The organism is Nonomuraea composti, assembly GCF_012034275.1.
In the GTDB taxonomy this organism is placed as follows: domain Bacteria; phylum Actinomycetota; class Actinomycetes; order Streptosporangiales; family Streptosporangiaceae; genus Nonomuraea; species Nonomuraea composti.
On sequence record NZ_JAATEP010000073.1, the window covers coordinates 1 to 23716 of the forward strand.

Sequence of the window (23716 nt, forward strand, 5' to 3'; positions counted from 1 at the left end):
TCTAGGACCGTGGTTTACCTTGGGCCAGCACTCTCGCAAGCCGTCCAGCCAGGATCACAAGCCGTCCCCGCAGGACCGCAAGCCGACATCCGAGGACCGCAAGCCGTCTCATCAGGCCCGCAGGCCGTCGGCGGCCAAGCGCCGCTGGGGTACCGTCGCCGTCAGCGCCGCGGTCCTCGCCGCCGCCTCCACCACCGCGTGGGCCGCCATCGGCAACGACGACTCCTCCACCAGGACGGCGGCTCTCACCCCGCCCGCCCCGAAGCCGTCCTCCTCCCCCGCCCCCAGACCACCCGGGGCCGCCGCCCAGCCGAACCTCTCGACCCCGGCTCCCTCCAAGTCCTCGGGCCCCGCCCCCTCCAAGACCCCTTCGACCGCCGAGGCGTCACCGCCCGCCGCCGCGTCATCATCCGCCGCCTCGACCCCCTCCGCGGTCGCCGAGTCCAAGGTCAAGACCAGGACGGCCAAGGCGAGGACCACCCGCCCGAAGTACCGCGTCCTGTCCACCGGAAACTGCGGCGCCTCGTACTACGGCGAGCCCCAGATGACCGCCAGCGGCGAGCGCTTCAACCCCGCCGCCATGACCGCCGCCCACAAGACGCTCCCGCTGGGCAGCAAGGTCCGCGTCACCAACCCGAACAACGGCGAGTCGGTCACGGTCCGCATCAACGACCGCGGACCGTACGTCGGGGGCCGCTGCCTCGACCTGTCCAGGGCCGCCTTCGCCGCCATCGGCAACATCGGCGCGGGCGTCATGCGGGTCAAGTACGAGGTCCTGGGCCGCTAGCCTTCGAGCCTCCTGGTGGCATGACGACCGATACGGCTTGCCGTACAGGACGGTGATCTTCAGACCTCCTGGCGATAACCGTCGAGGAAACGGCCAATGCGGCTGATCGCCGCGTCGAGCTCGTCGGCGTGCGGCAGGGTCAGGATCCGGAAGTGATCGGGGTACGGCCAGTTGAAGCCGGTGCCCTGGACGACCTGGATCTTCTCCCGCAGCAGCAGGTCCAGCACGAACTTCTCGTCATCGACGATCTTGTGCACCTCCGGGTCCAGCCGGGGGAAGGCGTACACGGCGCCGCGCGGCTTGACGCACGAGACCCCCGGGATCTCGTTGAGCCGCTCCCAGGCGCGCGTACGCTGCTCCTCCAGCCGGCCGCCCGGCAGCACCAGGTCCTCGATGGACTGCCGCCCGCCGAGCGCGGCCTGGATGGCGTGCTGGCCGGGGGCGTTGGCGCACAGGCGCATCGAGGCCAGCATGGTGAGACCTTCGAGGTAGTTCTCGGCGTGCTGCCGGGGGCCGGTGACCGCCAGCCAGCCGGCCCGGAAACCGGCCACGCGATACGACTTGGACAACCCGGAGAAGGTCAGGCACACCAGGTCCGGAGCGAGGGCGGCGACATGGTGGTGCACCGCGTCGTCGTACAGGATCTTGTCGTAGACCTCGTCGGCGAAGACCATCAGCCCGTGCCGCCGCGCCAGGTCGAGAATGCCCTCCAGCAGTTCCCTCGGGTAGACGGCGCCGGTGGGGTTGTTCGGGTTGATGATGACGACGCCCCTGGTGCGGTCGGTGACCTTGGCCGCCATGTCGTCGAGGTCGGGGTACCAGTCGGCGGCCTCGTCGCACACGTAGTGCACGGCCTTGCCGCCCGCCAGCTTGGTGACGGCCGTCCACAGCGGGAAGTCCGGCGTCGGGATGAGGATCTCGTCCCCGTCGTCCACCAGCGCCTGCACCGCCATGGAGACCAGTTCGGAGACGCCGTTGCCGAGATAGACGTCGTCGACCCCGACGTGCTCGATCCCGCGCTGCTCGTAGTACTGGGCGACGGCCCGGCGGGCGGGCAGGATGCCGCGCGAGTCGGTGTAGCCGTGGGCGCGCGGCAGGTTCCTGATCATGTCCTGGAGGATCTCGTCGGGCGCCTGGAACCCGAACAGCGCCGGGTTGCCCGTGTTCAGGCGCAGCACGCTGTGCCCCGCCTCCTCCAGGGCGTTGGCGTGCTCGATCACCGGCCCGCGGATCTCGTAGCAGACGCCGTTCAGTTTGCTGGACTGCCGGAACTCCATGGGTGCTCTCCATCGCGGGGCCGCATCGCCGAAAAGGTCACTTGGTTCTACCAAGTAGCTACTTGGAAAGTCCAACCTTTAAGGTGGCGACATGCCACGGCGAAGCTACGACCACTTCTGCGCGGCCGCCCGCGCCCTCGACGTCATCGGCGACCGATGGGCCCTGCTCATCGTGCGCGAGCTGCTGGCCGGGCCGCGCCGCTACACCGACCTGCACGCCGACCTGCCGGGCATCAGCACCGACATGCTCGCCGCCCGCCTCAAGGATCTGGAGCAGGACGCCGTCCTCACCCGTCGCAAACTCCCGCCCCCCGGCGCCGCCACGGTCTACACCCTGACCCCCCGCGGCCACTCCCTGCTCCCCGTCCTGACCGCCCTGTCCATCTGGGGCGCCCCCGAGCTCACCCCCCGCCGCCCCACGGACGCGATGCGCGCCCACTGGTTCGCCCTCCCCCTGACGGAACGGCTACGCCGGCATGCGCGCGGCCACGCTGGCGTGGTGGAGGTCCGCCTGGACGAGGGCACCTTCCACTTCCACCTCCCCGCCCCACCCTCGGATGGCGGCGCGGCAGCCCCCGACAACTCCGACCCCCGCCTGACGACGGCCCGCCACGCTGACGCAACCGCCGACAGGCTCGATCTCCAGCAGCCGACGACCAGTCACGCTGACGGGCCCGACCTCCAGCAGACGACGACCAGCCACGCTGACGGGCCCGGCCTCCAGCAGCCGACCAGCCACTCTGACGTCGCAGCCCACGGACCCGACCATGGCCCGACCAGGACCAGCCACAGGGACGGAGCACCCGACGGGCGCCACCATGGCCCGACCGGCTACAGGGACGGAGCAGCCGACGGGCGCGATCCCCGCCTGACCACGACCAGCTACGCCGACGGAGCAGCCGACAAGCCCGACCTCCGGCTGACGATGACCAGCGAAACGTGCCTCGCACTGGTCCAGGGGACGATCACGCCGGCGGAGGCGTACCGCGCCGGCAAGCTGACGATCACCGGCACCGGCCCCCTCGCCGACGCACTCACCGGCAAGGAGCCGGCGCCCCCGACCGCCAGCCATCCCGTTCTTCAATAGCCCGAATCGGTCACCGACGCCATCAGGGACCCCCACTCCTGAGGCCAAGTCGGCCTCCTCGGCCAACCCCCGTCAGCGACCCCACCCCTCAGCGGCTACCTCGGCCATGAGCCGGCCATCCCTCAGGCCGAACCGGTCATCCCGGCCACCAGCGAGCCCGTCCGTCAGGAGACCGACGAGTAATCAGCCGCGGCGCGAAAACGAACTTGGTGCGCCACTCGCTCCGCGGTCACTTCACCAGGCGAATTGTCAGCGGGTAACGGAAATTCCCCTCGGTCAGCGCCGCGACGCCGCCCACGATGGACAGGATTACGGCCGCGACCCAGATGAACGGCAGCAGCACCACACCGATGACGGTCAGCGGCAACAATACCGACGCCCCGACGACGGTGATCTGGAAGTTGAGCGCCTCCAGCGCGTGCTTGCGAATGTAGGCCGACGTCTTTCCGCCGGTGAGGAGCAGGAGCAGCGGCCCGAGAATCGGGAAACCGACGAGCGGCAAACCGTGAGCGAGAGCCGCGCCGAGCCGTTCGTTGCTCTCGGCCGGAACCGTCACGGACGACGACGCATGCGGGAACGCGACCGCCTTGGGCACGGCCTCCGGGCCGTACAGCTCGTTCATGATGGGCACGAGATCGCCGTGCGTGCGCGCCGTCATGGCACGCTCCAGCCGGTCGTCGAATTCGAGCTTGTCGAAGCGGCCTTCCGCGTACGCGGCCTTGACGTGCTCGACCACGTTCTCTCGGTCCTGGTGGGTGACGCGCAGATGAGCTGGCGGCACCTGTCCCGGCCCAGGGGTTTTCGGTACCCCAGCCATAATCGCCATGCCTCTCCTCAGAGAATCGAACGGTCACCTCTCATACTGCTCCCTGCCTCCCGAGGGTGCCATCGGGAGAATCCCGGATTCGTCCCCTAGATCATCCCCGACGCGACGCCTCCAGACGGTATAAAAAGGATTCATGAGATGGCGAGACCGCTACGGCATTCGTCGACTGCGCGGCCGCAAGATCGCGAAGTTCGACCGTGAGGCGACAGACGCCGACATCGAGGCGCTCATCGCCTTCGCTCGGTCACGGCGTGGTGTCGAGTTTTACGTCGAGCCAGAGACCTTCGCCACCGACACGACGGCCGTGGCGGTGGCCGACGACGGCGAATGGACCAGGCGCAGGGTCGGCTCCCCCGCCGTCATCCACAAGGTCGCCCGCGACCTTGCCCTGCCCGTGTACGACGTGCAGCTCACCGGGTACCCGCCCCGGATGCGCGCGTACAACGAGCGTCGCAGGAAGGAAGAAGGCAACCTCTGACCCCTTTGAGACCCCGACACCAGCGTGGCCGTGGAAGGTGGGCCGGCTTGTCATTCGAGGAGTGGGGGTAGGTCGTCTTCCTCGTCGAGGAGGTTGATCAAGGGGAGAAGCCATTGGGCGGAGACCGTGCCCATGGTTTCGTCGAGTTCGGCGGGGGTGGGGAGGCGATCTTGGAGGAGCGTCGGGGAGAGGAGGTTTTGGAGGGCGTGCATGAGGAGGTTGGCCATCGAGTAGGAGGGGTCGGTGGTCAGGGCGCGTTCGAGGGCGATGGTGGCCTGGACGCTGTTGCCCGAACGCCAGGACGCCATCGCCAGCAGTGATGCCGCCGGTGGGGTGAAGCGCGGCTCCAGCCTGCGGGTGAGGTCTTTCCAGAGCAGGGCGTGGGAATCGTCCATCAACGTCCATGCCTCGTCGCGGACGCGCATGATCGCCAGGTCCAGGCCCAGTTTCGCCGCTTCCGTGTCGGTGAGGCGGCCGCCGGCGGAATGGATTTCCAGGGCTGAGCGGACCCTGGACAGGGCTTCCGCGATGAACTGCTCGGCGAACTCGGTCAGGTCCGTGGCGGACATGATGCGGCGCTGGAAGTCGGCGATCGCCTCCGCTGTGGCTCGGCGCATCGCCATCCGCACGGGGCCGGTGACCGGGGCCAGGGTGCGTTCCAGGGCCTCCCGGTTGGGGAGGGCCACCAAGCCGCGGACCGTGGCCTCGGCGGCGATCTGGCTGGTCGTCAGGTCGTACGGGGTGCCCTCCGCTGGACAGCATGTCGTCAGGTCACAGATGTACGACCAGTAGCGGCCCTCATGTGCCCGCAGCGCCTCGCCCACGTGGACCCCGTGCCTGGCCGCCAGGCGTCTGGCCTCGTCGACCGCCGGGGTGACCAGATCGCCTGGACCGTAGCCGACGACGACGATCTCCGTGATGCCCTTGCGGTCGAACATGAGGGACATCGCGTCCAGCGTGCCCGGCGGGAACGGCAGGCTCCATCTGGCCACCATCTTCGCCTGGCCTCGTGCCAGGCCCACGACGATGAGGCTGGCGTTGGGGTGGAAGCCCACCAGGTAAGGCACGGCGGCCAGGACGTCGGTGGGACTGGTCAGGGTGAGACACGGCTCCGGCGTGAAGCAAGGCTCCGGGTTGGAGCAAGGCTCTGGGGTGGAGGGGGCCGAGGAGTTGGAAGGGATCGAGGGGGCCGAGGGCGTGGAGGAGGTCGAGGAGGTGGTTGCCGAGGGCGGGGATAGTGCCGGCGGGATCGGTCTCGGGGCAGGGGCGGACGCCGCTCGGGGTTTCGGAGTGGGGTTGGAGGTGGTGCGGGGGTGGTGGGGAGCGGGGGTGGGGCGGTTGCTCGTCATGGCCCACAGGGTGCCGGGCTTTGGAGGGGCGGAATGGCGTTGCGGTGGTTCTGTGGATGAGGGTGAGTTGAGGCCAAGGGGTTGTGGATAACCCCTTGGCCTGGGGGCGTCACCAGGGCATGGGGCCGTTCGCGTCGAAGAAGCCGGCCGTTGGGCCGTCCGCGGGGAGCGTGGCCAGGTGGACCACCACCGTGGCGCCCTGGGCCGGGGTCAGGACGCCGCTGTGGTTGTTGATGTCCGTGGCCACGTAGCCGGGGGCGGCGGCGTTGACGAGGATGCCGTCCTTGCGCAGTTCGTTGGCGTACTGGACGGTCAGGGCGTTCAGGGCGGTCTTGGAAGGCGAGTACGCGGCCGACGCGGGCAGGGCCGTCATCGGGCCTTCCGGGTTGCTCATGATGGTCAGGGAGCCGCCGCCGCTGCTGACGTTGACGATGCGGGGCGCGGGTGAGCGGCGCAGCAGCGGGAGCAGGGCGTTGGTCAGGGCGATCGCGCCGAAGACGTTGGTCTCGAACACCGCCCGCACCATGTCCAGGTCCACCGTGCTGGGGATCTGATCCACGGCGTCCTGGGGGGAGACCTGGCCGGAGCCGGTGATGGCGGCGTTGTTGACCAGCACGTCGAGGTGGCCGAAGCGCTCGCCGATCCAGCTTGCCGCCGCCTCGATGGTGGCCGGGTCGGTCACGTCCAAGGTGACCGGGTGGGCGTCGCCGCCCTCCGCCCGGATCGCGGCGGCGGTCTCCTCGCCGCGGTGCGGGTCCCTGGCGCCGATCAGGACCGTCATGCCGAGTGCGGCGAGTTGTTCGGCGGTGGCGCGGCCGATGCCCTTGTTCGCGCCGCTGATCAAGGCCACTCGGTGGTGCTTGTTCACGATCAAAGCTCCTGTCAGAGAGGGTCTGTCTGCCTCGGGACGAGACAGCGGGGTCGTTCTGTGACATGGGTGGGCCCTCTATCGCGGAGCTCGCCGCCCCGGCCAGGAAGCGTGGATGTCACGGATGGGTGGGCTGTCTCGTCTCGGGAGGGGACAGCCAGGCAGGCACGGGCGTCGTGCGTCGGAAGGTGAGGGTGGTCGTCATGCGGGTGTTCGTGGGGAGTGGCCGGGCGGGGATGGGGAGGAGGGCGTGAGTAACCGGCGGGCGGAGGAGTTCGAGGAGTTGCGGCCGCTGCTGTTCTCGATCGCCTACCGGATCCTGGGAAGCGTGAGCGAGGCCGAGGACGCCGTTCAGGAGACCTGGTTGCGCTTCGAGGGCTCCTCGGCGGAGCCGGCGTCGGTCAAGGCGTTCCTGGCGGCGACCGTGTCGCGGATCGCGATCGACGTGCTGCGGTCGGCGCGGGTGCGGCGCGAGGAGTATGCCGGGCAGTGGTTCCCCGAGCCGCTGCTGGCCGACCCGTACGAGGATCCCGAGCGGTCCGCGGAGCTGGCCGACTCCGTCTCGATGGCGGCCCTGTTGCTGCTGGAGCGGCTCAGCCCGCTCGAACGCGCGGTGTTCGTGCTGCGGGAGGTGTTCGGGTTCGGCTTCGGGGAGGTGGCGTCGGCGGTGGGACGTTCCGAGGCGGCGTGCCGGCAGCTCGCGGTGCGGGCGCGGCGCCACATGGACTCGGGACGCGCCCGCTTCGAGACGGATCGCCGGGAACGGGAGGAGCTCGCCGGGCGCTTCTTCGACGCCTTCCGCGAAGGGGACGTGGACGGGCTGCGGGAGCTGCTCGCCGCCGACGTGCGGATGTCCGGGGACAGCGGGGGCAAGGCGCCGCTGTGGGGCGAGGGCGTGTTCGGCGCCGAGAACGTGGCCCGGGTGCTGGCCTCCCTCATCACCCCGTTCGTACGGATCGGCGGCGTCGTGGAGCCGCACGAGATGAACGGCCAGCCGGGCGCGATCTTCCGTGACCGGGACGGCAAGGTGATCAACATCCTGGTGCTCGACATCCTCGACGGGCAGGTCCAGACGATCCGCGCCGTCATCAATCCCGACAAGCTCGGGCATCTGGGGCCGGTCGCGGACGCGTGGGCGGTCGTCCGCGAGACGAACCGCGCCCGCCACCTCCCCCGGTCCGGTGATGAAGGACGACTGACCTGAAGGACGACTGACCTGAAGGATGACGAGTCTGGGCGGAGGTGACCGCCTCCCCCGGGCTGAGTGCGTCTGCACGCCGTGCGGGCCGCGCGTGGCGTCCCACCACAGTGGAGAGGCGGCTGGCGTGCGGGCCATCGCGACCAGGGCGGGCGGCTGGGCGGGTGGCCTGTCGCGTGGGCGCCAGGGCGGGCGCGCACGTGACCGCGGAGGCAGGTGTCCGCGAAGGGGGAAGGCGACTCTCGGCCCCGCGGCATGGGAGAAACGCTGGGGCTGGGGCAGGGTATGCGCGGGAGCCCGAGTACCGTTCATCACCGACGATTCGAAGCTCTATCCGCGAGGTGACCGCCTAATGATTCCCGTTCAGGTCTTCGGCGGGCCCACCGCCCTCATCGAGTACGGCGGCCTGCGCCTCCTGACCGACCCCACCTTCGACCCCCCGAGCGACTACCCCACCCCGGGCACGCCCCTGACCAAGACCGCCCCCTCGAAGATCACGCCGGCCGAGCTCGGCCCGATCGACGCGGTCCTGCTCTCCCACGACCAGCACCCCGACAACCTCGACCATTCCGGGCGGGCGTTGCTGGCTGACGTGCCGCTCACGCTGACCACCCGTGGCGGGGCGGCGAGGCTGGGCGGGAACGCGCAGGCCCTCGCGCCGTGGGAGCAGGTGAAGCTGGACCGGCCGGGCGGCGGGACGGTGACCGTGACGGGTGCGCCCGCGATGCACGGCCCCGGCGAGCCCTCGGAGGCGCGGGCCGTCGAGGCGGTGATGGGTGAGGTGATCGGGTTCGTGCTGACCGCCGACGACCTGCCCACCGTGTACGTCAGCGGCGACAACGCCTCACTGGAGCTCGTGGCGCAGGTCGCCGAGCGTTTCGGCCCGGTCGACACCGCCGTGTTGTTCGCCGGGGCGCCCCGCAGGCCGGCGTTCGGCGGTGCGTTGCTGGTGCTGGACAGTGCCCAGGCGGCCGAGGCCGCGAAGATCCTCGGTGCGCGCCGGGTGGTGCCCGCCCATTGCGACAGCTGGGCGCATTTCACCGAGGGCCGTGACGATGTGGTGCGGGCCTTCACCGCCGCGGGCCTGGCCGACCGCCTCGACCTGGGCTGAGTTCAAGAAGGGCCGGAAGGGGCCCGGCGCGAAGCCGCGCGCGGGTCCAGGCAACGGGGGCCCGGCGCGAGGCCGCGCGCGGGTCAGGAAACGGGGGCGAGGCGGGTTCGTACGAGGAGGGCGGCGCCCGCCACCGCCGCCGGCATCGCGATGACCGCCACGAACGGCACCAGGAACAGCAGGAACACCGCCACCCCGAACCCCAGCGCGCTGGCCTTGTTGCCCCGCAGCAGGGCGAAGCGCTGCTTGCGGGCCAGGCCGCGCCGTTCGAGGGCGAGCGTCGTGAGCTCCACTGTCAGGAAAAATCCGGACACGAGGGCGCCGAGCACGGGCACCACCGTCTGCCCGACCACCGGCACGAACCCCAGGAAGAACAGCGGAACGGTGAAGAGCAACACGTAGAAGAGGGTCACCAGGCTGTCGCGGATCGAGCGCGGCAACGTCCGCCACCACGGCTGCTCCTGCTCGCTGTCCAGCACGTCCACCGCCGCCGACAGCTTCTCGTAGAACGGCTCCCCGATGGCCAGCGTGATGGCGGCGAAGGTGAGCACCGCCAGCACCAGCCCGCCGATGAACAACGCGATGCCCACGAGCGTCCTGAACAGCTCCCGCCAGCTCCACGAGTCGGCGAACGGGGTCAGGAACTCGGCCACGGCGGAGGCGTTCGTGCCGAGGAAGACCAGCGCGGCCACGTACAGCACGAAGGCGATCAGCGCCGGGATCAGCCCGAACAGCCACCACCGGGGGTGCCTGGCGACCCACCCGAACCCCTGGAAGAAGAAGCCCACACCGGCCGTGAAGTCGCGCACTGATCGCATGCCCGGCAGGCTAGCGCCAGAACGAGGTGACCGCGTAGCCCAGCTCGGCGAACAGGTCGCGCAGGAGCGGCAGCGACAGGCCGAGGACGTTGCCGTGGTCGCCCTCGATGCCCTCGACGAACCAGCCGCCGCGCCCCTCGATGCTGAACGCGCCGGCCAGGCCGAGCGGCTCGTCGGTGGCGGCGTAGGCGGCGATCTCCTCCTCGGAGGGCTGGCCGAAGCGCACGACGGTGGTGGCGACCTCGGCGACCTGGCGCCCGGCGGCCACGTCGATCACGCAGTGGCCGGTGACGAGGCGGCCGGTGCGGCCGCGCAGCAGGCGCCAGCGCTCCAGCACCTCCTCGCGGCTCGCGGGCTTGCCGTAGGGGCGGCCGTCGAGCTCGAGGATGGAGTCGCAGCCGATGACCAGCCCCTCTTCGAGCCCGCCCGCGACCGCCTCCGCCTTGGCCGTGGCGAGTACCTTGCTGAGCGCGGCCGGTGAGTGGGCGGAGTAGGCGTCTTCGTCGACCCCGCTGACGATCACCTTCGGGTCGAGACCTGCGCTGCGCAGGAGGGCGAGGCGGGCGGGGGAAGCAGAGGCCAAGACGATCACTGGCCTAGCCTACCGGTCACCAGTCGGGGTTCGCCCTGCCCGGGGCCACCTCGTGCTCGCTGCGCAGAGGTTCCCGTAGCGGGTCGTGGTACGGGTCGTACGGGCCGGCCTGCCGGGGCACGGCCGCGCCGCCGAAGATGCCGCCCAGCAGGCTCCCGAGGAGTTCCCCTAGCGCGCCGGGGATGGCGGACTCCTCGCGGTTGAGGTCGTCGGCGACGGCGCCGGCGTCCATGTCGTGGCGGGCCGCCCGGTTGGCCAGCAGCGACATGATCATGGGTGCGATCAGTGGCAGCAGCTTCATGATGGTCGCGGAGTTGACGCCGGCGAGCTGTGAGAGCTGGGCCGCGGCCTGCTCGGTGCCCTGCCCGCCCAGCACGTGGCTGAGGATGCTGTGCCCGTCGCGGGTCAGCGAGGCCACGTCGCCGTTGAACGGGTCGGCGTCCATGTGGTCGTCGAGCGCTCCGCGCAGGGCGTCGGCGCCGTCGGGATGGGTGGCGTTGCGGGCCATGCCGCCGACGATGGTGCCGGTCACGGCTTCGATGACCTTGCGGGCGGTCAGCGTGTCCGTGCCGAGCATGCCGGCGATCTGCTCCACTCCTTGGTCTCCGAGTCCGGCGAGAAGCTCGTCATTAAGTGTCACGACGGTCCCCCGATCAGTCTGTCTCGGGTGACCTGCCCTCGCCGGGCTCGAAGCAACGTCCGTTTTGTCCTAATTATCGGAAAAGTGAGCAGGGACGGGAGCGGCCGCCGCCGGGCGGTCCTCGGCCGGCCTGGGCAGTCCCGCCGCCGCGTACGCACCGGCCTCGTCGAGCGTCTCGTGCTCCAGCAGAGCCGCCACGATCGCGTCCAGCTTGTCGCGGTTTTCGGTGAGGATGCGCACCGCGCGCTCGTAGCATTCGTCCACGATCCGCCGCGCCTCCTCGTCCACCATGGCGAGCGTGACGGGCGAGGCCTGCGGGGGCTGGCCGTCGTTGGGCAGGATGGTCAGCGGGCCGACCTTCTCCGACATGCCCCAGCGGCCCACCATGCCACGGGCGATCATGGTGACCTGCTCCAGGTCGTTCTCGGCGCCGGTGGTGATGACGCCGTACACGACCTGCTCGGCCGCCATGCCGCCGAGCGCGCCGGTGATGCGCCCGCGCAGGTACTGCTCGTCGTAGGCGTAGCGGTCGGTGTCGGGCGTGGACAGCGTGACGCCGAGCGCCCGGCCGCGCGGGATGATCGAGATCTTCCTGACCGGGTCGGCGCCCGGCTGGAGCATGCCGAGCAGCGCGTGACCGGCCTCGTGGAAGGCGGTGCGGGTGCGCTCCTCCTCCGGCATGACGATGCTGCGCGCCGCGCCGAGCTGCAGCTTCTCCAGCGCGTCGGCGAAGTCGCCGCTCGTCACCTTGTCCTTGCCGCGCTTGGCGGCGAGCAGGGCGGCCTCGTTGACCAGGTTCGCCAGGTCGGCGCCGGTCATGCCGGGCGTGGTCTTGGCGATGCGGTCGGGGCTGACCTCGGCGTCGAGCGGCACGCCGCGCGTGTGCACGGCCAGGATCGCCGCGCGCCCCGCCGCGTCGGGCAGGCCCACCTGCACCGTACGGTCGAAGCGCCCGGGACGCAGCAGCGCCGGGTCGAGGATCTCGGGCCGGTTGGTGGCCCCGATGACGATCACGCCCTCGGCCCCGGAGAAGCCGTCCATCTCGGTGAGGATCTGGTTGAGCGTCTGCTCGCGCTCGTCGTGGCCGCCGATGCCGCCCGCGCCGCCGCGGGCCCGCCCGATGGCGTCGATCTCGTCGATGAACACGATCGACGGCGCCACCTTGCGCGCCTCCTCGAACAGGTCACGCACGCGCGAGGCGCCCACGCCGACGATCATCTCGATGAACTCGGAGGCGCTGGCCGAGAAGTACGGCACCTTGGCCTCGCCCGCGACCGCCCTGGCCAGCAGCGTCTTGCCGGTGCCGGGAGGCCCGGCGAGCAGCACGCCCTTGGGCAGCTTCGCGCCCAGCTTGCGGTATTTGCCGGGGTCCTTGAGGTAGTCGACGATCTCGACGAGCTCGTTCTCGACCTCGTCGATGCCGGCGACGTCGTCGAACGTGACGCGCACCTTCCCGGCCTCGACCGGCTTGGCCGCCTTCGATTTGCCGAGCCCGCCCAGGCCGCCGCCCATCATGCTGGCGCCGCGCCGCATGATCCAGATCCACAGGCCGGCCAGCAGCAGCACGGGGAGCAGCGACAGCAGGAGGTTGGAGAAGAAGCCCCGGGTGATGGGCTGCGAGGTGATCTCGACCTGGCCGGTGGCGAGCTGCTGGTCGAGCTGGTCGGTGTTGGCGAAGGCCGGGATCTCGGTGGCGAACTTCGTGTACGCCTCGCCGCTCTCGGGGTTCTTCGCCGAAGCCCGCAGATCACCCTCGACCGACAGGCCTTGGGCGTAGATGTCCTTGACGTTCTTGGCGTTCACCTGCTTGGTGAACTCGGTGTAGGAGATCGTCTCGACCGAGCCGCTGTCGACGAAGGACGAGACGACGAAGAAGCCGGCGTAGACGACGAGCAGGGTGACGACGAAACGCCACCAGTTGATCTTGGGCTTGCCTCCGGGCGTGCCCGGCAGACCCTCAGAGCGCCAGGGCGGCTTGCCCTTGCCCTTGTTCGGGGCCTGCGGCGGTCCAGAGCGTTCCACGGCGTCACTCCCCATTATCGCCGCATTCATGATCTTCTAGCCTAGAACACGCACCCCTGAGGCCACGCGGCCGATATCGCGCCACTGCTTGCGCTGCGAGTCAGGCACTGTTACGAACGCAAGACCCGGTTTGCTTGTTCCCCCGTCCATCACCACCACGGCGGCACGGGAGCTGCGCTTGCCGTAGGCGACGCGGTAGACGAGCAGCCAGCCGCGCTTGACCGGCTGCGAGGCGATCCACGTGATGCGCGAGCCCTTGGGGTGGTGGTTGAGCGTCCAGCGGGCGGCCAGCAGGGCTGTGTCGCGGGGCGACTTCTGCTCCATGATCGGCAGCGGGCAGGTTACGAACATGCCGCGCGGGCTCGCGCCGCGCCGCTTCGGCAGCGCCTGCCTGGTGGTGAACGGGGCCGCGCGGTACACCTTCCACGGGCGCGGGAGTTTGGGCACGGCCAGTCCGGTACGGGTGTCCTTGACGAAGCGCTTGCCCGGGGAGCGCAGGGGCATGCGCTTCACGCCGCGCGTCAGCCTGGGGACACGCGGGTCGGCGTACAGGGCCTCCATGGCCGTGTAACCGGGCGCCAGCGAGGCACCGGGCGACGGCGTCTCGCGCGGGGCGGAGGTGGACGCGGCCGCGGGAGTGGCGGCCGGTGCGGAGGAAGGTGTGGCGGCCGGTGCAGAAGAAGGTGCGGAGCCGGACGAGGAGGGCGCGGCCGGCGGCGCGGTTACCGGCCCCGCGGCGACCTCGTCCGGCTCCGGCGGGAGCACCACGACCACCGCCACGGCGACGACCGCTGCGACGGCGGCGGCCACGGCCAGCCCCCGGTACACCACCCGCATGCGCAGATCGCCGATGCGGGAGCGTTTGGGCGGAGAAACCGGGATCCCACGCCTTGCGGCGGTTCTCACTCGGGAACCCTTGATCTCATCTTCCCCTTGGAGCACGACGGGAGCGTACGACAAATCCCGCCATTGCGCCCCTGAAGCTACCGAAGTGCAATCATGGCGGGGTGGAACAGGTTGAGCTGCGTTTCGACCACGCCTCTCGAGCGTCCCAGACGCACACGAACCTCTCGGCGATCCGGCAGAGCTCCACCGGCCTGTGGGTGGCCGGCGACGAGACCGCCTCCTTCGAGCACCTCACGTGGACCGGCGACCACTACGGCGACCAGCGCACGTTCCAGCTCGCCGACTACATCGACCTGCCCGCCGGGCCGCGCGACGAGGCGGACATCGAGGGCCTGGCCCGGGCGAACGGCTACCTCTGGCTGGTCGGCTCGCACAGCCTGAAGCGCAGGAAGGTCAGGGCGAAGGACCCGGAGCGCGGCCCCGAACGGCTCGCCTCGGTGATCAGGGAGGAGAACCGCTTCATCCTGGCCCGCCTGCCGCTCGACCCCCGCACCGAATTACCTCAACGCGGCGCGGTCATGTCGGGCTCCCGCAACCTCACCGAGCACCTGCGCGACGACCCGCACCTCGCGCCGTTCCTGGCCCTGCCCGGCAAGGACAACGGGCTCGACATCGAGGGCATCGCGGTCACCCCCGACCGCGTCTACCTCGGCCTGCGCGGCCCCGTGCTGCGCGGCTGGGCGGTGGTGCTGGAGCTGCGGGTCGAGGACGCGGGCAAGGGGCGCCTGCGGCTGAGCGAGCCGTACCGCAAGCACTTCCTGAACCTGAGCGGCCTCGGCGTGCGCGACATGTGCCCCGACGGGAACGCGCTGCTGCTCCTGGCCGGGCCCACCATGGACCTCGACGGCCCGGTACGCGTCGTGCGCTGGCGCCCGCGCGGCAAGCGGGCGGGCGTCGTCCCGGCCGACGAGCTGGAGACCGTGCTGGAGCTGCCGTACGGCGTGGGCTGCGACCACCCCGAGGGCATGGTGCGGCTGGCCGACGACCGGCTCATGGTCGTCTACGACAGCCCGTCGCCCGCCAGGATCACCCCGGCGGGCGGCGTGCTCGCGGACGTGTTCACGATCCAGGAGCCTTAGGAACGGGCGACGCGGCCGGCTTCAGGATCTAGGGCCGGGCGACGCGGCCGGCGAGCCAGGGGGCGTCGGCCACGAACGTGCACGAGCCCGGCTCGATCTCGGTGAACCCGGCGTCCCGCACCACGGGCAGCCCGGCCGCCACCATGGCCCCGAACTCCGCCGGCGTGGCCGCCGTCCGTACGGACGCGGAAAGGCCGCGCTCGCGCCAGGCGGCCCGCTCCCCCGCGTCGCTGGCCCACCAGGCGAGCTGGGCGGCGTGCCCGGCCTGCGCCATGGCCTTGCCCGCCGACATCTCCAGCGCCGGGTTGGCCCACAGGACGGGCGGCCCGGCGGGCCCGGGCGCGGCGGTGTCGGTCAGCTCGGTGCCGGACACCTGCAGCCGGGCCAGGTCGCGCGGCCAGTCGTCGAGCGGCACGGGCGGGTGCACGCGCACCTCGGCGGTGCGGTGCTCGATCGTACGGCCGGGCAGCGCGACGGCCCGGCGCCACTCGGCGCCCCTGGCCCGGCGCACGACCTTGCGGATCTTCCCGGTGGACTCCCAGGCGTGCACCTCGGCGGCGAACTCGCCCGGGTCGTCGAGCAGGCTCAGCACGGCCATGGCGGCCGCCTCCAGGGCGTCGGTGCGCTCGGGAGGGGCCGCCCGCTCGATCCGCACGACCAGGGGCAGGACATACAGCTCGGTGTTCATCGCCTACCAGCATGCCCGATGGCCAGGGACATGCCGGCGGCGAGGAGGCACAGGGCGCCCGCCGCGTACCAGGCGAGGTCGTAGGCGCCGAGGTGGTCGCGGGTGAGCCCGGCGCCGACGGCCGCGATCGCGGCGCCGACCTGGTGGGAGCCGAACACCCAGCCGAACACCACGGCGCCGTCGGCCCCGTAGATGCGCCGGCACAGGGCGACCGTGGGCGGCACGGTGGCGACCCAGTCCAGGCCGTAGAAGATGATGAAGACCAGCATGCTGGGCTCGGTCGTGGCCGCGAACAGGCCGGGCAGCACCATGAGCGACAGCCCGCGCAGGCCGTAGTAGACGCCGAGCAGCACCTTGGGGTCGACCTTGTCGCTGAGCCAGCCCGAGGCGACCGTGCCCGCGATGTCGAAGATGCCGATGATCGCCAGCAGGCCGGCGGCGACCGGCTCGGCCATGCCGTGGTCGTGGGCGGCGGGGATGAAGTGGGTGCTGACCAGGCCGTTCGTGCTGGCGCCGCAGATCGCGAAGCCGCCCGCGAGCAGCCAGAACGGCCGCGTGCGGGCCGCGGACGCGAGCACGGTGACGGCCCGCAGCGCCGCGTTGGTCCTCGCCGGCTCGGGACGCGGGGCGGCCGGGTCCGCGCCGAGCGCCGTCGTGCCGACGTCCTCGGGACGGTCGCGCAGCAGCCACCACACGAACGGCACCACCGCCAGCGCCGCCGCGGCCACGGTCAGCGAGGCGAAGCGCCACCCGGGGCCGTGCGCGAGCTGGGCGAGCACCGGCAGGAACACGAGCTGCCCGGTGGCCCCCGCGGCGGTGAGCACGCCGGTGACGAGTCCGCGGTGGCGGACGAACCAGCGGTCCACCACCGTCGCCGCGAACACCAGCGCCATCGAGCCGGTGCCGAGCCCGACCAGCACGCCCCAGCAGAGCAGGAGCTGCCAGCTCGCGCTCATGAACACGGTCAGGCCGCTGCCCGCCGCGATCAGCAGCAGCGCGACGGCGACCACCCGGCGCATGCCGAAGCGGTCCATGAGGGCGGCGGCGAAGGGGGCGGTCAGGCCGTAGAGCACCAGGTTGACGGAGATGGCCAGCGAGATCGTGCCGGCCGACCAGCCGAACTCCTCCTGCAGCGGCGTGATCAGCACGCCGGGGGTGGCGCGGAAGCCGGCCGATCCCAGGATCGCCACGAACGCGACGGCCGCGACGTACCAGGCGCGGTGCAGCCCGCGCCGGGTGGAGGGGGTGGTGCTCACAGTCATGCGCCAATCCTGATTTATCCCCTTACGGGGTCACGAGTGGCCGGAAAGCCAATATGTGTAAGAATCCGGCCATGAGACCCCATCGCGTCGCCGTCGTGGTGCTCAACCACTTCGCCACCCTCGACCTCGGCGTCCCCGGCCAGGTGTTCTGGGCGGCGGAGACGGCGTCGGGCGAGAAGCTGTACGAGGTGGTGACCTGCTCGGAAGGCCGCCGGCCCGTACGGTGCGGCGCGGGCTACAGCGTGCAGCCCGACCACGACCTCGACGTGCTCGACACGGCCGACACCGTCCTCGTGCCCGGCATCCACGCGGGCCGGGCCATGAAGGACGGCACGATCACCGACACCCTGCTCGCCGCCCTCCAGGGGCGGCCCAGGACGATGTCGATCTGCACGGGCGCGTTCGTGCTGGCGGCGGCGGGCCTGCTCGACGGCCGCCCGGCCACCACGCACTGGCGCGAGGCGGCCCGCTTCGCCGAGCTCTTCCCGAAGGTCAGGCTGGACCCCGACGTGTTGTTCGTGGACGACGGCGACGTGCTGACCTCGGCCGGCGTGGCGGCGGGCCTGGACCTGTGCCTGCACGTGATCAGGCGCGACCACGGCAGCGAGGTGGCCAACCGGGTGGCCCGGCGCTGCGTCATGCCGCCCTGGCGGGAGGGCGGCCAGGCCCAGTACATCGACCGGCCCCTCCCCCTGGGCGAGCGCGGCGGCACGGCGGCCACCCGCGACTGGATGCTCGCCCACCTCGACGCCCCGCTCGACCTGGCCGCGCTGGCCGAGCACGCGAGGATGAGCGTGCGCACGTTCACCAGGCGCTTTCGCGAGGAGACCGGCCAGAGCCCGGCGAAGTGGCTCAACGGCCAGCGCGTGCAGCACGCCAGGCACCTGCTGGAGACGACGGACCTGGGGGTGGAGGAGGTGGCCAGGCGGGCCGGGTTCGGCACGGCGGTGTCGCTGCGCCAGCACCTGCACACCGCCGTCGGCGTCTCGCCGCTGGCCTACCGCCGCACCTTCCGGCGCGCGCTCTAGCCGCACCTTCCGCCGCGCGCTCTGACCGCACCTTTCCGTGGCGTGCTCTAGCCGCACCTTCCCTCGCGCGCTCCAGGCGCTCCGGCTCAGGCCAGTGACTCGGCGAACCAGGTCTTCAGCGCCTGCTCCAGCGTCTCGTCGGGGGTGCCCGCCCAGGCCACGTACCCGTCGGGCCGCACCAGCACCGCCTCGGGACGGTCGCAGGGCACGACGTCCACGCGCCCGTGACGCACGCGCAGACCGCCGGTCGCGCCGAGCAGCACGGGCCGCGCCCCGGCCTGCTCAGGCACGTCGGGCAGGAACCGGCCGACCAGCGGATGCGGCGGCGCGGGCATCGGATAGACCACGTCGGAGCCGGCCAGCAGGGAGGCGATGCGCCGCCGGGCGGGCGGGTCGCCCAGCAGCTCGCCGAACACCTCCCGCAGCGCCGTCACCTCGGGCCCCGGCGCGGTCAGCGCGAGCTGGGCCTGGGTGTGCAGGGCGACCCGCTCGGCGGCGGGCCGGCGCTCGGCGTCGTACGTGTCGAGCAGCCCGGGCGGCGCCCAGCCGCGCACCTCGGCGGCCAGCTTCCAGGCCAGGTTCGCGGCGTCCTGGAGGCCCAGGTTGAGGCCGGGCGCGCCCATGGCGGAGTGCACGTGCGCGGCGTCGCCGGCCACGAACACCCTGCCCTCGCGGTAGCGGTCGGCCACGCGGGTGTTGCGGCCGTTGAGCCGCCGCAGCAGGTGCGGCCCCGGGCCGGCCGGCTCCGCCAGCGGCAGGTCGGTGCCGATCACGCGGGCCAGGCTCGCGCGCAGCTCGGCCACGGTCATGGGCACGTCGTCGCCGGGCGGCGCGGAGTCCCACTCCATCGCCGCCACCGTGAACACGCCGGGCTCCGCCGGCAGGATCGCGTACGCCCCGCGCTCGGTCCTGTGCCAGGCGTAGAGCACGAACGTGCCCGCCCCCGGCACCTCCAGCTCGATCCGCCCGGCCACCGCGCCGGGGATGGTGACGTGGGCGGTGCGGCTGACGACGTCGGCGGCGTGCGTGCCGGGGAAGCCGATCCCGCTCAGCTTCCGCACCTTGCTGTGCGCGCCGTCGCAGCCGACGAGGTAGCGGGTGCGCAGCTCATAAGGTCCGCCGGGGCCCGCCACCTCCAGCGTCACCCCGTCGGCGTCCTGGGCGAGGCCGGTCAGCTCGTGCCCGCGCCTGATCTCCACGCCCAGCTCCAGGGCCCGCCGCTCCAGCAGCGCCTCCAGCTCGGGCTGCTTGATGCCCATGCCGTGCAGCGGGTTGTCGTCGAGCCCGGCCAGGTGCAGCGGCATCGCGCCGAACACGAACGCGGGCATGGGGGCCTCCTGCTCGGCCAGGCCGCGCCGGCGCAGGAGGCGTACGACCTGGCCGACGATGCCGTTGGCCTTGGGCTGGTCGCTGCGCTGCGGCAGGCGCTCGACCACGACGGGCCTGACTCCCGCCAGGCTCAGCTCGCAGGCCAGCATGAGCCCGTTGGGGCCGCCACCGGCGATCACGATGTCCATGCGGGGTCTCCTCATTCGGTGGGGGCGGGCAGCCCGGTGGCCAGCGCGCGCAGGCAGTCGCGCAGCACCGGCACGAGCGGGACGGGCGGGTCGGCGCGCAGCCAGTGCGCGACGCCCGCCTGCACGGCCGCGGTCACGGTGACCGCGACCAGGCTGGGGTACAGGTCGCGGGCGGGGTCGGCGCCGACGCGCTCGGCGATGGCCGCGGCCAGCTCGCCGTCGGCGGCGAAGGCCACCTTCAGCGACTCGGCCCGCAGCGCGGGCTCCTCGCTGAGCATGCGGATGCCGGCCAGCAGCTCGGGCGGCGGCGCCTGGTCGGTGGTGCCGGCGTGCCGCGCCCACGGCTGCACCATGGCCTCGGTCAGCGCGTCCCAGAAGGGCTCGCCGGCGGGCCGGGCGCGCAGCGCCGCGACGGACGCGCGGACGCGGTCGGTGTGGCGGGCGGTGATCGCCTCGTACTTGCTGGAGAAGTAGTTGTTGTACGTGCGGGGCGAGACGCCGGCCTCGGCCGCGATGTCCTCGACCCGGACGTTGTCCAGGCCGCGCTCCAGGGCCAGCCGCAGCGCGGCCGTCATCAGGGCCTCGCGCGTGGCCTGCTTCTTGCGCTCTCGCAGTCCGGTCACGCCGCCGAATCTAGAAGATTTTTGCGTGATCGGCAAACTTTCGGATCACGCACCTTTTGTCTAACGGCCCGCGCTCCAAGCAGGCGTTAGATTGGGGAGATGTCGTTCCTGAGCCTTGATTTCGTCAGCACGGTCAGAGCCGCCCGCTCCGGCCTGGTCGACAACCTGTCCGACGTCGAGGGGATGACGGCCTGGGCTCGCGAGCACGCGGCGGAGCTGGGGCTCGACGCGTCCTTCACCGCCTCGGAGGAGCTGCGGCAGGAGACCGTGCGCCTGCGCCAGGCGGTCCGTGCCCTGTTCGCCAGGGCCGTGGCGCCCGGCCCGCCGAGCCGGGCGGACGCGGCCGAGCTGCCCCCGTTCGAGGAGGCGCTGGCGCTGGTCAACTCCACGGCCCTGGCGGCGCCCACGGCTCCGCAGCTCTCCTGGGACGGCGAGCCCGCCCTCGTCACCGTGTCGCCCGCCGGCGAGTCCGCCCGGTTGCGCGGCCGGCTCGCCACGGCGGCCGTCGAGTTCCTGGCGAGCCCCGATCGGGCCTTGTTGCGCACCTGCCAGGCACCCCGTTGCGTGCTCTATTACGTCAAGGAACACCCACGTCAGGAGTGGTGCTCGACGGCCTGCGGGAACCGCGCCCGAGCGGCCAGGCACTACCGGGAGCACAAGAAATGACCCCCTTCTAACGCCAAAGCATCTGATTTGCCGTTATAGTGCTTCTAACGGCAAATCAGCCGCGCATCCGTTAGAGGAGTATGGGATGTCCTTTCAGACCGGGCACATCGGGCTCAACGTCACCGACCTCGAGGCGTCCAAGGAGTTCTACCGGCGCGTCTTCGGGTTCGCGGTGGCGGGCGAGTCGCAGCAGGACGGGCGGCGCTACGCGTTCCTGGCCCAGGACGGCACGCTGGTGCTGACGCTCTGGCAGCAGAGCGAGGGCCGCTTCGCCACCGCCCTGCCGGGGCTGCACCACCTGTCGTTCCAGGTGGCCGACCTCGACGCGGTCCGGCGGGCCGAGCAGGTGATCAGGGAGCTCGGCGCGCCCCTCTACCACGACGGCGTGGTGCCGCACGGCGAGGGCGCCTCGTCGGGCGGCGTGTTCTTCGAGGACCCCGACGGCATCCGGCTGGAGATCTTCGCTCCCGACGGCGCCGGTGACCGGCCCGCGCCCACCACCGGCGCCCCCACCTGCGGGTTCTTCTAATGAAGAGCCACCCGGGCGAAGTCGCCGTGCAACGGCGCACCGGGGTGCGGCTGGCCGAGCACGGCAGCTCGCGCACCCGGCCCGAGATCCCGGCCGCGGCGGCCGCGTTCCTGCGCGACCAGCGCATGATCGTGGCCGGCGCCGCCGACGACCACGGGCGGCTGTGGGCGGGCGTGCTCACCGGGCCCGCCGGGTTCGCCGAGGCCGAGGATGACCGCACCGTCGTGCTGCGCGCGCTGCCCGCCGCCGACGACCCGCTGCACGGGCTGTTCGCGGCGGAGCGCGACATCGGGCTGCTGGCCATCGAGCCGCACACGCGGCGCAGGATGCGCGTGAACGGCACCGCCGTACAGGCCGGGCAGTCCCTCGTCGTCTGGACGGAGCAGGTCTACGCCAACTGCCCCAAGTACATCCAGACCCGCGAGCCCACCACGGCCCCGGGCACCCCCGCCGGCCTCGGCCACGGCACCACGCTGGAGGAGCGGCACCGCGACTGGATCGCCGCGGCCGACACGTTCTTCATCGCCACCCGCGCCGAGGGTCACGGCGCGGACGTGTCGCACCGGGGCGGCAACCCCGGCTTCGTCCGCGTCACCGGGCCGCGCACGCTGGAGTTTCCCGACTACCAGGGCAACGGCATGTACATGACGCTCGGCAACCTGGAGCTCGACCCGGCCGCCGGGCTGCTCTTCCCCGACTGGGAGCGCGGCGAGACCCTGCAGCTCACCGGACGGGCGCGGGTGGAGTGGAGCGAGCCGCGCGTGGTGCGGTTCGAGATCGACGCGTACGTCCACCTCGCCGACACCCTGCCGGCCGGATGGACCGCGCCCGGCTACCACCGCTTCAACCCGCCCGTGTGAGGGTCCCGCTCCACCCTCCGGCGCCTCGATCGTGCACGACCCCGTGACGGGCGTGACGCTCAAGCAGCCCGACCTCGTGAGGGCGGCCGGGCCGCGGCTGCCGCGGGAGGAGGGTGGCGCCTACCGGCTGGCCCGCGTGGGGTGATCGGCGGGGCCGGGGAGGTGCTTCTCGAACCAGTGGTGCGCGTAGGGCTCGTCGTTGAACGCCGGCACCTCCGAGTAGCCGGAGGACCGGTAGAGGGCGACGGCCTCGGTGAGCGCCCGGTTGGTCTCCAGGCGCAGCGTCCGCACGCCCTCCCCGGCCGCCCGCGACTCCGCCTCGGCGAGCAGCCGCCGCCCCAGCCCGAGGCCCCGCGCCGACGGATCGACCCACATGCGCTTGATCTCCGCCGTCTCCCGGTGGAGCTTCAGCGCCACGCAGCCCACGGGCTCGGCGTGCAGGGTGGCGACGAGCAGCAGCCCGGCGGGCGGGCGCAGCTCGTCGTCGGCGGCCGGGAGGCTGCGCGCCGGGTCGAAGCCGCCCTCGAAGCGCCGCCCCAGCTCGGCGACGTAGGCCGTCAGGCAGTGGCGGGCGGCGGGCTGCCGGGGGTCGAGGGCGGCGACCTCCACCATGGAGGCGGCCAGCAGCCGCTCGACCTCCGACATCGCGGCCACCAGCCGCTCGCGCTGCCCGGCCGAAAGCGGTCTGAGCAGCGCGGCGGCCGCCTCGTCGGAGCGCCGGTCGAGCTCCGCCCGCTCGGCCGCACCGGCGGGGGTGAGGCGGGCCGTGCGCACCCGCCCGTCGGCCCCGCCCGCCTCGACCACGACCAGGCCGTCGGCCTCCAGGGCGCGCAGCAGCCTGCTGAGGTAGCCGGAGTCGAGCTCCAGCCGGGCCCGCAGCGCGCGGATCTCGGCGCCGTCGCGGCCGATCTCCCACAGCACCCGGGCCTGCCCGAGCGGCCGGTCGCGGCCCATGAAGGCGTCTTCGAGCGCTCCGATGCGTTGCGTCACGGTGCGCTGGAAGCGGCGCACCCGCGCGATCGCCGTACCGTCCATCCTCTGACCCTAGTCAGACATTCCCGGGCCCACCAGGGGGTCGGCGATCGGAACCGTCGTGTAGTCCTCGCCGTCTACTGGGCGGATCTCCGCCCAGTGCACCCAGCGGGCGCTCGCCTCGTGCCGCACGCCGCCGTGCGCCTCCAGCGTGCGGGGCGGCCACAGCAGGTATCCCCACCGCGACCCCTGCGCGTCGTCGCTCCAGGCCAGCAGGTAACGCGCCGTGCCGTCGGGAACCGTCTCCACGAGCGGCGGGCGCCAGATCTCAGGCAGTTCGACAGGGCTCATTGCTCCATGATACGAACTCCAGTTCGATAGCGCGCGGGTTGCGCCCTCGAAAACGCGAAAATCCCGCCCGATCAAGCCGATCGGACGGGATCTCGTCAACGGGGTGGAGCTATGGGGATTCGAACCCCAGACCTCCTCCATGCCATGGAGGCGCGCTACCAACTGCGCTATAGCCCCTCGTT

Annotated in this window: 25 protein-coding genes and 1 tRNA gene; 10 read left to right on the plus strand and 16 right to left on the minus strand. The window is 71.9% G+C overall.

Translation table 11 applies throughout. The features are described from left to right. Window positions 1-19 precede the first annotated feature (19 nt). On the plus strand, window positions 20-787 hold the full coding sequence (locus HCN51_RS60805; RefSeq protein WP_240974124.1) for a septal ring lytic transglycosylase RlpA family protein: 768 nt from the start codon (window positions 20-22) through the stop codon (window positions 785-787). Window positions 788-846: 59 nt separating this feature from the next. Here the strand turns inward: HCN51_RS60805 and HCN51_RS51490 are convergent, their stop codons facing one another. Next, window positions 847-2064 (minus strand): pyridoxal phosphate-dependent aminotransferase, encoded by a 1218-nt coding sequence (locus HCN51_RS51490; protein ID WP_168020454.1) that lies wholly within the window; start codon window positions 2062-2064, stop codon window positions 847-849. 91 nt (window positions 2065-2155) lie between these two features. Here HCN51_RS51490 and HCN51_RS51495 point away from each other — a divergent pair, with 91 nt between their 5' ends. Next, window positions 2156-3151: a winged helix-turn-helix transcriptional regulator gene (locus tag HCN51_RS51495; RefSeq protein WP_168020456.1), complete on the plus strand. Its 996-nt coding sequence runs from the start codon at window positions 2156-2158 to the stop codon at window positions 3149-3151. Between the two features lie 229 nt (window positions 3152-3380). Here the strand turns inward: HCN51_RS51495 and HCN51_RS51500 are convergent, their stop codons facing one another. Further along, window positions 3381-3977, minus strand: a complete 597-nt coding sequence (locus tag HCN51_RS51500; RefSeq protein WP_240974125.1) for a DUF1707 and DUF4870 domain-containing protein — start codon at window positions 3975-3977, stop codon at window positions 3381-3383. A 133-nt stretch (window positions 3978-4110) separates the two neighbouring features. Here HCN51_RS51500 and HCN51_RS51505 point away from each other — a divergent pair, with 133 nt between their 5' ends. Then, window positions 4111-4455, plus strand: coding sequence for a hypothetical protein (locus HCN51_RS51505; RefSeq protein WP_080046238.1), 345 nt, complete (start codon window positions 4111-4113; stop codon window positions 4453-4455). A gap of 50 nt (window positions 4456-4505) precedes the next feature. Here HCN51_RS51505 and HCN51_RS51510 read toward each other — a convergent pair whose 3' ends face one another. Further along, entirely contained in the window at window positions 4506-5552 is a 1047-nt protein-coding gene (locus HCN51_RS51510; RefSeq protein WP_206068900.1) for a DUF4192 domain-containing protein, read from the minus strand. A 361-nt stretch (window positions 5553-5913) separates the two neighbouring features. Next, entirely contained in the window at window positions 5914-6672 is a 759-nt protein-coding gene (locus HCN51_RS51515; protein ID WP_168020458.1) for an SDR family NAD(P)-dependent oxidoreductase, read from the minus strand. Window positions 6673-6922: 250 nt separating this feature from the next. Here HCN51_RS51515 and HCN51_RS51520 point away from each other — a divergent pair, with 250 nt between their 5' ends. Together HCN51_RS51520 and HCN51_RS51525 are read left to right on the plus strand one after the other, a co-directional pair. Then, complete coding sequence (locus HCN51_RS51520) at window positions 6923-7876, plus strand: RNA polymerase sigma-70 factor (RefSeq protein ID WP_346434109.1); 954 nt, start codon at window positions 6923-6925, stop codon at window positions 7874-7876. A 346-nt stretch (window positions 7877-8222) separates the two neighbouring features. Next, complete coding sequence (locus HCN51_RS51525; protein WP_168020460.1) at window positions 8223-8981, plus strand: MBL fold metallo-hydrolase; 759 nt, start codon at window positions 8223-8225, stop codon at window positions 8979-8981. An 83-nt stretch (window positions 8982-9064) separates the two neighbouring features. Here HCN51_RS51525 and HCN51_RS51530 read toward each other — a convergent pair whose 3' ends face one another. The 5 genes from HCN51_RS51530 to HCN51_RS51550 form a co-directional block, all read right to left on the minus strand. Further along, entirely contained in the window at window positions 9065-9799 is a 735-nt protein-coding gene (locus HCN51_RS51530; RefSeq protein WP_168020462.1) for an EI24 domain-containing protein, read from the minus strand. A gap of 10 nt (window positions 9800-9809) precedes the next feature. Beyond that, entirely contained in the window at window positions 9810-10391 is a 582-nt protein-coding gene (locus tag HCN51_RS51535; protein WP_080046233.1) for a Maf family protein, read from the minus strand. A gap of 16 nt (window positions 10392-10407) precedes the next feature. Then, window positions 10408-11031 carry a DUF937 domain-containing protein gene (locus HCN51_RS51540; protein WP_346434110.1) on the minus strand — a complete coding sequence of 208 codons (624 nt, stop codon included), beginning with the start codon at window positions 11029-11031 and terminating at the stop codon, window positions 10408-10410. Between the two features lie 69 nt (window positions 11032-11100). Continuing rightward, complete coding sequence (gene ftsH, locus HCN51_RS51545) at window positions 11101-13053, minus strand: ATP-dependent zinc metalloprotease FtsH (RefSeq protein WP_168020466.1); 1953 nt, start codon at window positions 13051-13053, stop codon at window positions 11101-11103. Window positions 13054-13089: 36 nt separating this feature from the next. Further along, entirely contained in the window at window positions 13090-13890 is an 801-nt protein-coding gene (locus HCN51_RS51550; RefSeq protein ID WP_168020452.1) for a DUF2457 domain-containing protein, read from the minus strand. 170 nt (window positions 13891-14060) lie between these two features. On the opposite strand from HCN51_RS51550, the gene HCN51_RS51555 reads away from it, so the two are divergent. Further along, window positions 14061-15038, plus strand: a complete 978-nt coding sequence (locus HCN51_RS51555) for a DUF3616 domain-containing protein (protein ID WP_168020468.1) — start codon at window positions 14061-14063, stop codon at window positions 15036-15038. Window positions 15039-15066: 28 nt separating this feature from the next. Here the strand turns inward: HCN51_RS51555 and HCN51_RS51560 are convergent, their stop codons facing one another. Then, complete coding sequence (locus tag HCN51_RS51560; protein WP_168020470.1) at window positions 15067-15726, minus strand: peptidyl-tRNA hydrolase; 660 nt, start codon at window positions 15724-15726, stop codon at window positions 15067-15069. Further along, window positions 15723-16988, minus strand: coding sequence for an MFS transporter (locus HCN51_RS51565; RefSeq protein WP_080046228.1), 1266 nt, complete (start codon window positions 16986-16988; stop codon window positions 15723-15725). Before HCN51_RS51565 ends, HCN51_RS51560 begins: the two co-directional genes overlap by 4 nt. Window positions 16989-17059: 71 nt before the next feature. On the opposite strand from HCN51_RS51565, the gene HCN51_RS51570 reads away from it, so the two are divergent. Beyond that, window positions 17060-18016, plus strand: a complete 957-nt coding sequence (locus HCN51_RS51570; protein WP_240974126.1) for a GlxA family transcriptional regulator — start codon at window positions 17060-17062, stop codon at window positions 18014-18016. 86 nt (window positions 18017-18102) lie between these two features. Here the strand turns inward: HCN51_RS51570 and HCN51_RS51575 are convergent, their stop codons facing one another. Beyond that, complete coding sequence (locus tag HCN51_RS51575; RefSeq protein ID WP_277350294.1) at window positions 18103-19533, minus strand: FAD-dependent monooxygenase; 1431 nt, start codon at window positions 19531-19533, stop codon at window positions 18103-18105. 11 nt (window positions 19534-19544) lie between these two features. Beyond that, the gene (locus tag HCN51_RS51580) at window positions 19545-20156 is read right to left on the minus strand and encodes a TetR/AcrR family transcriptional regulator (protein ID WP_346434111.1); all 612 of its coding nucleotides are present in this window, start codon (window positions 20154-20156) and stop codon (window positions 19545-19547) included. 99 nt (window positions 20157-20255) lie between these two features. On the opposite strand from HCN51_RS51580, the gene HCN51_RS51585 reads away from it, so the two are divergent. The 3 genes from HCN51_RS51585 (at window position 20256) to HCN51_RS51595 (ending at window position 22211) form a co-directional block, all read left to right on the plus strand. Beyond that, entirely contained in the window at window positions 20256-20822 is a 567-nt protein-coding gene (locus HCN51_RS51585; RefSeq protein ID WP_168020476.1) for a CGNR zinc finger domain-containing protein, read from the plus strand. An 85-nt stretch (window positions 20823-20907) separates the two neighbouring features. Further along, entirely contained in the window at window positions 20908-21351 is a 444-nt protein-coding gene (locus HCN51_RS51590) for a VOC family protein (RefSeq protein WP_080046224.1), read from the plus strand. Continuing rightward, complete coding sequence (locus HCN51_RS51595; protein WP_168020478.1) at window positions 21351-22211, plus strand: pyridoxamine 5'-phosphate oxidase family protein; 861 nt, start codon at window positions 21351-21353, stop codon at window positions 22209-22211. Before HCN51_RS51590 ends, HCN51_RS51595 begins: the two co-directional genes overlap by 1 nt. A 120-nt stretch (window positions 22212-22331) precedes the next feature. On the opposite strand, the gene HCN51_RS51600 is transcribed toward HCN51_RS51595, so the two are convergent. The 3 genes from HCN51_RS51600 to HCN51_RS51610 all read right to left on the minus strand — a co-directional run bounded on the left by HCN51_RS51600 (window position 22332) and on the right by HCN51_RS51610 (window position 23711). Next, the gene (locus HCN51_RS51600; RefSeq protein ID WP_168020480.1) at window positions 22332-23246 is read right to left on the minus strand and encodes a bifunctional helix-turn-helix transcriptional regulator/GNAT family N-acetyltransferase; all 915 of its coding nucleotides are present in this window, start codon (window positions 23244-23246) and stop codon (window positions 22332-22334) included. 9 nt (window positions 23247-23255) lie between these two features. Further along, window positions 23256-23534 carry a hypothetical protein gene (locus tag HCN51_RS51605; RefSeq protein WP_168020483.1) on the minus strand — a complete coding sequence of 93 codons (279 nt, stop codon included), beginning with the start codon at window positions 23532-23534 and terminating at the stop codon, window positions 23256-23258. 104 nt (window positions 23535-23638) lie between these two features. Then, window positions 23639-23711 (minus strand) — tRNA-Ala (locus HCN51_RS51610). Window positions 23712-23716: the final 5 nt, after the last annotated feature.